This window comes from Arcicella sp., assembly GCF_964672035.1.
The window spans coordinates 34,348-45,166 of sequence record NZ_CBABQS010000033.1 but is presented as its reverse complement, the minus strand read 5'-3'; the positions used below and the strand labels follow the sequence as shown (position 1 = coordinate 45,166).

Annotated in this window: 6 protein-coding genes; 4 read left to right on the top strand and 2 right to left on the bottom strand. The window is 36.9% G+C overall.

The window, feature by feature from the left end; genetic code table 11:
- The coding region (locus AC1W31_RS10975) for an OmpA family protein (protein WP_481734489.1) at window positions 1–650 on the top strand (650 nt) is incomplete at its 5' end.
- A gap of 408 nt (window positions 651–1,058) precedes the next feature.
- Window positions 1,059–2,099, top strand: a complete 1,041-nt coding sequence (locus AC1W31_RS10970; RefSeq protein WP_481734488.1) for a hypothetical protein — start codon at window positions 1,059–1,061, stop codon at window positions 2,097–2,099.
- 183 nt (window positions 2,100–2,282) lie between these two features.
- Here the strand turns inward: AC1W31_RS10970 and AC1W31_RS10965 are convergent, their stop codons facing one another.
- Window positions 2,283–5,444 (bottom strand): serine hydrolase domain-containing protein, encoded by a 3,162-nt coding sequence (locus AC1W31_RS10965; RefSeq protein ID WP_481734487.1) that lies wholly within the window; start codon window positions 5,442–5,444, stop codon window positions 2,283–2,285.
- Between the two features lie 94 nt (window positions 5,445–5,538).
- Window positions 5,539–6,378 carry a hypothetical protein gene (locus AC1W31_RS10960; protein WP_481734486.1) on the bottom strand — a complete coding sequence of 280 codons (840 nt, stop codon included), beginning with the start codon at window positions 6,376–6,378 and terminating at the stop codon, window positions 5,539–5,541.
- Between the two features lie 229 nt (window positions 6,379–6,607).
- Between AC1W31_RS10960 and AC1W31_RS10955 the strand changes: the two genes are divergently transcribed.
- Both AC1W31_RS10955 and AC1W31_RS10950 read left to right on the top strand, forming a co-directional pair.
- Window positions 6,608–8,140, top strand: a complete 1,533-nt coding sequence (locus tag AC1W31_RS10955) for a sensor histidine kinase (protein ID WP_481734485.1) — start codon at window positions 6,608–6,610, stop codon at window positions 8,138–8,140.
- A gap of 97 nt (window positions 8,141–8,237) precedes the next feature.
- The gene (locus tag AC1W31_RS10950) at window positions 8,238–10,808 is read left to right on the top strand and encodes a zinc-dependent metalloprotease (protein WP_481734484.1); all 2,571 of its coding nucleotides are present in this window, start codon (window positions 8,238–8,240) and stop codon (window positions 10,806–10,808) included.
- The last annotated feature ends 11 nt before the right edge of the window (window positions 10,809–10,819 follow it).

Here is a 10,819-nt window from a genome sequence, read left to right as displayed (position 1 = left end):
CATTGACAAAAAAGAAGTCTTTCTTGAAAGGGGTTGTAAAAACAGAAGTTGAGAAAACACCAATTGAAGGCGTTTTGGTAACTTTTAAAAATGATTGTGATCATACAACCCAACAAGTAATGACGGGTCTAGACGGAGTTTATGCCTTCGATATGACCGATGGTTGTGATTATACGTTAGAAGTTTCAAAAGATGGTTACGGAACCAACGTAAATAAAATCAAGAAAGTAAAGAAAGGCAAAGCGAAAGAAATCTCCTTGGGATTAGGGCTTTTCAAAGAAGGCGATTTGATTACAATGGACAATATTTATTATGATTCAAACAAAGCAGGAATTCGTAAAGATGCAGCTCGTGAATTAGATAAATTAGCCGCCACCTTACAAAAATTCCCTTCCATGGTAATTGAGTTAGGGTCGCACACGGACAGTCGTGGAGAAGCGCAAGACAACATGAATCTTTCGGAAAAAAGAGCGCAAGCAGCCGTTGATTATATTGCTAAAAAGGGAATTGACAAAAGCCGAATGTTGGCAAAAGGATACGGAGAAAGTGATTTAGTAAATACTTGCGTGGACGGTGTAAGTTGTACTGAAGTCGAACATCAAAAAAATCGTAGAACTACGGTGAAGATTATTAAGGTCAGAGCGGAGTAGGAATTGTGGGGTTTGGGGATGTAGGTATTTAAGAATTAGACTTTAGGTTGAACCTCTCAATTTATTTCGGGAGGTTTTTTTTGGTAATAAATTGTCTATACGACTTAGACAGGGCGACCCCATCCGAATTTGGATTACGAAGCGTTGTATCGTATAAGACATAATGCATCGAACTCCTTAATCCCTAAACCCCATAACCCCTAAACCCCAAAATTTCATCCTCAAAAATTACAATTTTACAAGACCAATTTACCAAACAACCCAATCAAAATTGTAAGGAATAAAGAGTTTGTTTAATTTAGGGTATATTTACTCAGCAATGAGTTCTGAGTGACGAGCTATAAGATCATAATGTCTATCTTAAAACTCATTGCTTATTGCTCAAAGCTCATAACTTAAAAATCAACTATGCAAAGATTAACCGTTGCGGGCAGATTAATTATCACCGCCCTTATTATTGGAGCTATTTATTTTGGCTTTAAGATGTTTGGAGGACAAGAAGCCCTCAAAAAATTAGCCCCCGAAACTCAGACAGAAACAAACACTGCCACTTCGGGTGCCGACAACGCCTCGAACACTTCTGAAACAAGCAATTCTGCTTCAGATTCGCAGTCGTCTTCTTCGGCTTCTGACGGTGGACAAAAACCTACTTTCGATTACACGCCTCCTGGCCCTGTGGCTGGAAAATTGAAAGGAGTTGTTGAATTAGGAGCATCTGGTTTTAATTCATTTATCATCAGAATTGATGCCGACAAAAACTGGAAACAAGAAAAAGCTGAATTTGGCAACAGCTTGGTCATGGAAAATATGGCTTCGGATGATGACATCAGAATTGGTTTGAAAAAATATATCGGTGGAATGTTGGATTATGGCGTTAGCGGACGTGATATTCACTTCGTGGTAAGTTCGGGAGCTTTAAAATCTGAAGGAACGCAAAAGATTATTAACGTATTGAAATCTTTGAAATACTTTGTAAACACCGTTACGCCCGAAAAAGAAGGACAATTGGGTTTGAAATGTGTTCAACCTGCCAAGTTTGCTGATAATTCTTTTGTAGCGGATATTGGTTCAGGAAATACAAAAATTTCTTGGAAAGAAGGGACTAAAATTTCTTCGGTAGAAACTTATGGAGCTAAATATTTTCAAAATAATGTTTCGGATGATGTAGTTACCAAAGAAGTGGAGGCAAAAGCAAAGCAAATCCCTTCGGGCAAGCGTGAAACATGTTTTATTATTGGTGGTGTTCCTTTTGAATTAGCCAAAAAAGTGCGTAATGGCAAAGAGCGTTATACCGTTTTAGATGCGCCAACTACCTATAAACTGGATAATGCTAAATCAAAAGCGGGTCTAAATATCTATAAATCTCTCGCAGAATCAACGGGTTGCAAGCAATTTGTGTTTGACTGGGATGCCAATTTTACAATTGGATTTTTGTTGGATTTGCCGTAAGAAGTGATGAATTATAAGTGATGGGTTATGAGTTTACAATCAGATGATTTTCAGACAATTACTGATTAAAATTGGATAACTTATTTAATTCAAAACCTTTATGAATTTTATCAACATAAAAAAGGTAGCAAAGATATTATTCTGTGCTACCTTTTTTATGGTTAATAATCAATATTATTTATACTATATTCCTTTCTTAATCGCCTGATAAATCACTTCATTAATGTTCGTTCGTACATTCAAATCAGATAATTTTGAGTTGTTACGGGTTGGATAAACTCGGTTACAAAGAAATACGTAAACCAATTGATTGTCTGGATCAACCCATGTGTACGTCCCTGTGAAGCCTGAATGCCCAAAACTGTTGGCACTTGCACTGGCAGCAGCACTGATTCCTGCCCGTTTGCGGTCGGGTTTATCAAAACCTACGCCTCTTCTACTATTCACTTCCGTAGGAAATGGATAAGCCGTCCATTCGTTCAACGTGCTTTCGTTAATATATCTCTTTCCTCCGTAAAACCCTTTTTGAAGGTACATTTGCATTAATTTTGCCAAATCTTGAGCCGTTCCAAAAAGTCCAGCGTGTCCAGAAATTCCGCCTAACATTGAAGCACCTTCATCATGCACTCGCCCGTGTATGAGCGTTTTGCGGTATAAAGAATCGTATTCTGTCGGAATAATTTTTGATAATGAAAATCTTTCTCTTGGCAAGAAACCTAAGCTATTTGCTCCCAAAGGCTTATAAAAAGTATCATTCAAAAATGTTGGAAAATCTTTCCCCGTTAGACGTGGAATAATTTGTGGATATAAATAATACGATAAATCTGAATACACATATTCTTTCTTCTCACGCAAAGGTGAATCTTCAATGGCTTTAAAAAGTGTTTGGTCATAATCTTTATGCAACCATAAATCACCCGCAATTTGAACCGTAAAATTGGTCGAAGGTTTATAGGCAAATGTATTGGGTTTCCAAATTGTAGGGTCTATTACAAGATTTATACATTCTTTCCACAATTGTTTATCCGTTTGAATTGCTTGACAAATTCGTTGTAACGATTTCTTTTTTCTAAATAATTTATCCCAAAACGTAATTACATATTTCTCAGAATACTTCTCTTTGTAAACCTTACTTGCCAACACCATTTTAGTAGAATCAATACAATCCATCCAAAAGGGAATCCACGCTTTTAGCCGTGCCTGATGCGTAAGAATATCTTTATAAACTAAGCCTGCTTTGTTCGATTCCTTCCACGTTGGCATTAATTCCCCCATTGTTTCTTCAAGCGTAAACTTCCCTTCATCTTCCATCTTCATCATAGCTGGAACGGAAGTACTTATTTTGGTAATTGACGCTAAATCATAAAGGTCGGTTGTTAATACTTTTTCGTTTCCTTCATAGGTATGTTTTCCGTAGGCTTTATGCAAAATCACTTTACCATTTTTGGCAACTAAAACGACCGCACCTGGCGTTGCTTTTTGTCTAATTGCCTCATTTACAATAGAATCTATTTTATAATTCAGGAATTTTGTATCAATTCCAACGTTTTCGGCATAATCATATTGAAATCTTTTAATTGGCTGAGTCGTCAAGCCATCATTGTATCTGAATGTCATGTTTACCGTTACTGGCAACTTTCCTTTTGCTCCGATTCCACCAAAAATCAATTCGGCAGTAGCTACGGCTTCGTGCATTTGTGGACTTTCTTGGTACGTAATTGTCAAGGCTTTTGCTTTGTCTAAATTCCCAAATTTGGATAAAGTATAGGCATTTGAGAATAATGAAACTACCGTTTTAGAAGAATTGGCAAATTCGGAAACTAAGCTCTCAATTTTAGGATTGATACTATAATTTTTGGCAGGACGAACCGATTGTCCATTAACTGCCATTAATATCAAATTATAATTTTTCAAAGAATCACGCACTCGTTGAATGGTTGAATCGGCTGAATTTTCATCTAAATTATAATGCTGAACGTCGGTATAATTAGATAAAGCTTTCTGAAAATCAGTAGGTGATTTTGAGCCAAATGTTGGATTTCCAATATTCAAAGAAGCTATCCGCAAAGTATCCAAGTTTTGAAGTGGAAGGATATTTCCGTCATTTTTCAACAGTGTAATCGTTTCCTCCGCAAATTGACGATTTAGCGCTTGAGATTTTATTGGATTCAAATCTTCAATTAAATTACTGATTTTGATGGGTTTATAATTATCCAAACCTGCCCAAGCCTTTGCGGTAAGAATTCTTTTTACTCTCAAATCAATATCAACTTGCGCAATTTCTCCCTTTTCCAACGCAATTTTGATAGCGTTGAAAGCGGCAGGCACATCCAAAAATGTTTCCAAAATATCATTTCCTGCTAAAATTGCTTTTACATTGGCAGTTCCTTCAGGAAAAAACTTTACGGCTCCTTGCATATCCATCGCATCCGTAAAAACTAATCCTTTGAAATTCAAATCTTTACGCAATAAATCAGTAACAATTTTTTGGGATAAAGTAGAGGCTAAATTCTTGGTTGTATCCAAAGACGGAATGCTCAAATGGGCAATCATCACGCCCTGCAAACCATTTTTAATTAATTCACGATAAGGAAATAATTCGAGCGAATCCAGACGATTACGATTATGCAGAATCACGGGTAAATCTGTATGAGAATCCACACCCGTATCGCCATGTCCAGGAAAGTGTTTTGCCGAAGTAATAATTCCTCCTTTTTGCAAACCTCGCATATAAGCAAGGGCCTTTGACGTTACTTTTTCCCGATTTTCTCCGAACGAGCGGAAATTAATAACAGGATTATTTGGATTATTATTGATGTCAACCACAGGCGCATAATTCACGTGTACACCCATGCGTTTACACTGTTGGGCAATTTGCAAACCCATTTCTTCAATCAAATTTTCATTGCCCTGCATGGCTCCCAAAGTCATTTGATAGGGAAAACGAACGGTGCTGTCCAAACGCATCTCCATTCCCCATTCCAAGTCCATCCCAATCATCATCGGCACTTTAGACATAGATTGCAATTTATTGACTAATAAAGCCTGTGGCGTTGGACGATTCCGAAAAAGTACAAATCCACCTACGTGATAATCTCGCACAATTTTATACAAACGTACGGTGTCATATTCATAACTATAATTGCCACGGGGCATCATTAATTGCCCAATTTTTTCATCAATAGATAAAGTATTAAAAACTGAATCTACCCAACGCATATTGGCATTAGGGAAAAGATTATCTGGACTTGGTGCTGTTCGTGTGGTTTGTGAGGACACAGACAAGGGCAGATTTAAGAAAATCAGTAAAAATAATAATAGTTTGCTGATGATTAATTTCTTCATTTGGTATTTTAATTTGTTTGTCTTGCAATTTAGCAAAAAAAATGGCTAACCGTAAGGAAAGCCATTTTTCAAATTATTTACTCATTTACTAACCTTATTCGGGTGCATTAGGCATTACTTTTTGCAAAATAGGCCAAACGCCTGGTTTTGGCACACTTACTCCTTTTGTTGCGCCTCTTTCTTTATTATCTGGACCAAAATAATACAAGGGCCATCCACGATAAGTCAATTGTTTTTTTCCAAAAACATCAATCGTTCCAAACAAGGTTTTATCCACCGCCGAAGGAATATCTTTCAAATCTATGGTTGCAATTGGCCACGTTCCGTCATTACTAAAATCGGATTTTGTATAATTATTTTTATTCTTTTTATCATTCGCAAATCCGTAGAGAGTACGGCCATTTTCATCCACAAAATATTGCGTATCAGCCGTACCTTCTTTATACGTTCCATCGTATAATTTACCATCATTTCCTTTTAATTGGGTGTTGGCTAACAAAATAGAATAAGTAGTTTTGGCAGCTGTCCAAACATTATTCATATTTTCACCTTTTACATCACCTGCAGCTACATCGCCAGAGAAATAATAGAGCGGCCAACCCTTGTAGGCTACTTGTTTTTTGCCATCAGAACGGGTAATTGAGGCAAAATCAGTAGCGGTCAAACCAGCATCTAAACGCAAATTATCTACAGAAAAAATAGGCCAAGAAGTTGTACAACCAGATTCACATAATGATGTTCCCGCTACCTCTTTCGAGAAAAAATACAGTGTTTTTCCGTAGCCATCGGTCAAAATGTTACCCAATGTGGTACTTTTTACCATTAAATCAACGCTTGGTAGCGGGGTAGCATCTTCTTTTTTAGTACAAGCAATACCAATAACTACCCAAAGGCAGAATAACATGAAGCGTTTAGAAAAGTTGTTAATTTTCATTTTTTTAGTAATTTTAAAGGTCCAATAATTTGATTTTGTAGCTTATACGCCTTTTGGCAATTGTAGGTTGCGTAAATCAGTAAAAATAAAACCAAACTTCTCTTAGAAGTTTGGTTTTTTGTTAATTTTAGAACTTCCAACTATTAATAAAAATGAAACATTTATGAATCTCGCAAGCATTAATCCATTGAATTTCAGAATTTTAACGTAAAATATAAATAGTTATTTGATGTTAATAAAATTCCAAGAGTATATCTATTTTTATTGGCAATTAATATTAAGTCTATCAAACCCTCTTCCATTAATTCATGAAAATATGATTGATTATTACAACGATATATTTCCTATTTTTCAAGGCATGATGTGCATGATGCTCGTGTACATCGGTTTGCAAAATTATTTTATTGCAGACAAAGCGTATCGTTTTTATTTCTTTCATATTCTGTGTTGGCTTCTTTATTTTACCATCCGTGAAGCAATGTTTTATGATTTTCAAAGCAATCCTAAGAAGTTATTTGGGGTGAATTTTCTATGGAATTTTCACCGAATAGGATTTCCAATGTTGTCTTATATTTTGTATTACAGTTTTGCAAATCGCCTCTTAGATTTCCCCAAAACAGTTCCAGAAGTCAGTTGGAAGGTAAGATTAACTCAAATAATCTTATTGATTTATCTTGGTTTTATCCTTTTAGTAGCTCTTTTTTTCCCAGATGCTAAAACTCAAAATTGGTATGAAATGCTCCATACACTTGCCAGATTACTTACGGCAGTAGTTTCTATTTACTTCATCGTGATTCTACATAATTCGGTTGATAAATTACGTTGGTTTTTTGTGATAGGCTCTATTTTTATGGTAATATTTGCGCTATTTGCCATGATTTCATCCATGATTTTTTTTCAACTTGATAGTGATCCTGCAGATTTGGCTTTTTGGCAATTGCCAATGTTTAATATGCAATTGGGCGTAATCTTAGAAATTGTTTGTTTGTCTTTGGCGTTAAGTTATAAAACCAAGGTTATTGAAAACCAGAAACTTATTGCCGAACAAAGTTTACAAAAAGAGCGTGAACAACGAGAAATGGATCAATTGAAATTGGCGCTTGAAAAACAAGAATTGAGTCGCCAAATGACCAATCTTCGTATGCGTGCCTTGCGTAGTCAGATGAACCCTCATTTCTTGTTTAATAGTCTCAATGCCATTCAGGAGTGCATTATTACCAATCAGACGGATGCAGCGGTGATGTATTTAGCCAAATTTTCAAGGTTAGTTCGTTTAATTTTGGAGAATTCTGACCAACAAAATATTCCGCTTTCTCGTGAGATTGAAACATTAAGATTGTACCTTGACGTAGAATCTTTACGGTTTACGCACGCTTTCAGATATGATATTCAAGTAAATACTGATATTGACCCGGTGCTGATAAATATTCCACCAATGTTGGTTCAACCTTACGCTGAAAATGCGATATGGCACGGATTATTAAACAAAAAGGGGGAAAGAATTTTAAAAATCACCTTTGAAAATGATGAAGATTCTTTGTTTGTCAATATTGCCGATAATGGCATTGGCAGAAAAAAGTCGGCCGATTTTCAAAGTCCCATGAAAAACGGTAAAACTTCAATGGGCATGAAATTGACAAGTGATAGATTGGAGGTTCTCAACGAAATGAACCCCGACCAAGCCTTCGTAAAAATTGAGGATTTGGTTGATGTGAAGGGAAGACCAACGGGAACTTGTGTAAAATTGACTTTACCAATTTGATTTCCAGCTTATCACAGAACATTTTTAAATCAAACCCGCAGTGGAACTGCTTTTTTTTGTATTTTCGTTTTTATAAAAAATAATAACACTATTCATCATGCTAAAAATCACTAAAAATGCCTTGCTCTTGGCTTCAATGGCTTGTCTAACCCTGACAGTCCAAGCCCAAGACAAAAAAGGAGAGGTAAAAACGCCTCAAACTCCTGCCACACCAGCAAAACCTGCCGAAGTGCCTAAAACAGGGCCAAAACCTTATAAAGAGGTAATTACCGACAAAGCCAAAACATCCAAAGGACTTTTTACGGTGCATAAGGTAGAAGACAAGTACTACTTTGAAATTCCTGATTCTTTGATGGGTCGTGAGATTATGACCATCACCCGTATCACAAAAGCGGCCACAATTCCTGGAGCTTATGGCGGTGAATTATTAAATCGTCAGGTAATTAATTTTGAGAAAGGTCCTGAAAATAAAGTTTTTTTACGGGCTATTCAATACATCAACGTTTCGCCAGATTCTACGGCTCCGATGTACAAAGCTGTAAAAAATTCTAACGTTCAGCCAATCGCACAAGCCTTTGACATTAAGGCATTTAAGAAAGATTCAGCCAGTAAATTATCTTCAACAGTTATTGAGATTACTGATTTTTTCAAAGGCGATAATCAAATAGTTTCTTTATCTCCACAAACGAAATCATCGTATAAAATTACGTCCATTGCAGTCGATCGTTCTTATATTCAAGGAATTAAAACGTTTCCGATAAATACGGAAATTAGAACGGTTAAAACCTTCAATGGTACTCCTCCAACGCCTTCTTTTGGGCCAGCAACGCCAAGTCCGATTCCGTCGGTAAGTGTTCCTGCCATTGCGGTATCAAGTGCGGTTACGATGGAAATAAATACTTCAATGATTCTATTACCAAAAGAGTCTATGAAGCAACGTTATTTTGACCCACGTGTTGGGTATTTTGCAAATGGTTACACTGTTTTTGAAGAAGGTGGACAACGCACTGAAGACCGTACATTTGCCGTTAGATGGCGTTTAGAACCTAAAAATGCTGAAGATGCTGCCAAACAAAAGAAAGGCGAATTGATTGAACCAAAGAAACCAATCGTGTATTATATTGACCCTGCAACGCCCGCAAAATGGAGAAAATATCTAAAATTAGGCGTGGATGATTGGCAAAAAGCTTTTGAAGCCGCTGGTTGGAAAAATGCCATCAGAGGAGAGATTTTAGCGGATAATGACACCACCATTAGTCTGGAAGATGCCCGTTATTCAGCCATTCGTTATTTCGCTTCGGATATTGAAAACGCTTACGGCCCTAACGTAAATGATCCACGTTCAGGCGAGATTTTGGAAAGTCACATTGGTTGGTATCACAACGTAATGAAATTATTGAAAAAATGGTACTTGACCCAAGCAGCGGCCGTTGATCCACGGGCGAGAAAAAACAAATTTGATGATGAATTGATGGGTGATTTAATCCGTTTTGTGTCTTCACACGAAGTTGGACATACGATTGGACTACGCCATAATTTTGGTTCAAGTTCGACCATTCCCGTTGAAAATTTGCGTAATCCAGCTTGGATTGCCGCTCACGGACATACGCCTTCAATCATGGATTATGCTCGTTTTAATTACGTAGCTCAACCAGAAGATGGCGTAAAAGATTTGTATCCAAGAATTGGCGAATACGATGTCTGGGCGGTAAAATGGGCGTATCAAACTCTCGGAGGAGCCACGCCAGAAGACGACCAGAAAACTTTGAACAAGCAGTTTATTACTGAATACGCCAAAAATCCACGAATTTGGTTTGGTACAGAATCCAATCCTTACGACCCACGCACGCAATCGGAATGTTTGGGTGATAATAATATGTTGGCGAGTGATTATGGTATCAAAAACTTAAAAAGAATCTTGCCAAATTTGACGGAATGGACCAAAGAAGAAGCGCAAGATTTTGATATGCTTACAGAAGGTTACGGCGAAATTGTTAATCAATATCGGCGATACATTGGCCACGTTACGAAAAATGTTGGCGGTGTTTATGAAACGCCAAAATCGTCTGACGAACAAGGAGCAGTTTACGAACCAACACCACGTGCTATCCAAAAAGATGCCATTTCATGGTTAAATCGTCAAGTTTTTGAAACGCCAACTTGGTTATTGGATGATAAAATTATGTCAAAAATTCGCCCAGATCAAGGCATTGATGCGATTAGTAGAATACAAGAAGCAACTTTGAATAGTTTATTTACAGTAGACAGGATGCAACGTTTTATTGAAACAAACGCAAAGTTTCCTGCCTCCTATAGTATGGATGAATTATTTACGGACGTGCGTACTTCTATCTGGTCGGAATTACGTACTCATAAAATGATTGATGCTTCACGAAGAAATTTACAAAAGATTTTTGTCGAAAAAATGATTGCGACTTTGAATGCTACTGGCGTTACACCATCAAGTGGTTTTGGAGGAAGAGGTAGCGTTGTTCCTTTAGCTGTTGACCCACGCAAAACAGATATTATTTCCGTAACTCGTGGACATTTATTGACTTTGAAAGATGAAATAAAAAGTGCTTTAACTAAGCCTACGCTTGATAAAATGAGCAAATATCATTTACAAGACTGTCTTTTCAGAATCGAAAAAGCACTTGACCCGAAATAGGCTTTAAGGAT